General features: G+C 66.5%; 2 protein-coding genes. One reads left to right on the top strand and one right to left on the bottom strand.

Features of this window, described 5'->3' with window-relative positions; genetic code table 11:
- Positions 1-308 (bottom strand): cupin domain-containing protein (locus tag G5C51_RS42080; protein ID WP_165246217.1); only part of this gene is annotated, 308 nt, incomplete at its 3' end.
- An 81-nt stretch (positions 309-389) separates the two neighbouring features.
- On the opposite strand from G5C51_RS42080, the gene G5C51_RS42075 reads away from it, so the two are divergent.
- Positions 390-1,225, top strand: an 836-nt coding sequence (locus G5C51_RS42075; protein ID WP_165246215.1) for an NAD(P)H-binding protein, incomplete at its 3' end; no start/stop codon positions are given.

Raw genomic sequence — 1,225 nt, 5'->3', positions numbered from 1 at the left:
GGCTCGATGTCGCTCTCGGTCGTGGGGCAGTAGTCGGCGCTTGTGACCACCAGGGAGGGTGTGGTGGCGGGGTCGTCGGCCACCGTGTAGGGCACGTCACCACGGATGACGGCGATGTCGCCGGTCTCGATGCGCACCGGTTGTTCGTGCTGGTCGGGGACGATCCAGGCGTGGCCGCGCAGCATGGTCGCGAGGGTGAGTGGGGCGCCGCTGGCCATCTTGAGGGCCCATGGGGGTCGCATGACTGTTTGCCGGAAGACGGCGCCGCGGGCTCGTACGTCTGCCAGGAGCTCTGCGACGGGGTCCATGCCCTTCAGCCTAGACGCTCAGACATCAGATGGAGGTTTTCAGCCATGGATGGTCTCGGTGCGGGTGGGTTGACTGAGGCTATGTCTGAGAAACCCATTCTGGTCACCGGGGCGACCGGCAAATCCGGCCGCCGAGTCGTCAGTCAGTTGCGAGCCAAGGGGCTCCGCGTTCGTGCGGCAGCCCGGAGCGGTGAGCATGTCTTCGACTGGACCGAGCGTGGCACCTGGGATGCCGCGCTCGAGGGCGTGCAGTCTGTGTACATCGTGCAGCTGGACGGTACGAGGCTCGTTCGCCCGTTTATCGAGCGGGCGGTGGCGCATGGGGTGCGGCGGGTTGTGCTCGCGTCGGGGCGCGGGATCGACGATCCGCATTATGTGAAGGACCGCGACGGTGTCCTGGACGGGATCGTCGACAGTGAGGCTGCGGTGCGGGAGAGCGGTCTGGAGTGGACGATCAGCAGGCCGGGTTGGTTTGCGCAGAATTTCAGCGAGGGGTTCTTTGCCGATGCCATCCGTGCGGGTGAGCTGCGGCTGCCGGGTGGGGACGGAGCAGCCAGCTTTGTTGATGCCGAGGACATTGCTGCGGTGGTGGTTGCCGCGCTTACCGAGGAGCGGCATGCGGGGCAGATTTATGAATTGTCCGGGCCGCGGGCGGTGGGGTTGGCGGAGGCGGTGGCCGTGATTTCGGAGGTGGCTGGTCGGGATATTCGGTATGTGCCGCTGTCTGTTGAGGAGTACGTGGCGGAGCTTGTGGGGGAGGGGGTGGCGGTTACGGATGCGGAGGCGTTCGCGGATGTCATCGAGCCGCTGAGGGAGGGGCGGGATGCGTATGTCTCGGATGGTGTGGACCGGGCGCTTGGGCGTCCGGGGCGGAGTTTCGCTGAGTTCGCCAGGTCTGTTGGGGGTGGGGGCGGGTG

This window comes from Streptomyces coryli, assembly GCF_011044975.1.
Lineage (GTDB): Bacteria > Actinomycetota > Actinomycetes > Streptomycetales > Streptomycetaceae > Streptomyces > Streptomyces coryli.
This window is presented reverse-complemented; position numbering and strand designations above follow the sequence as displayed.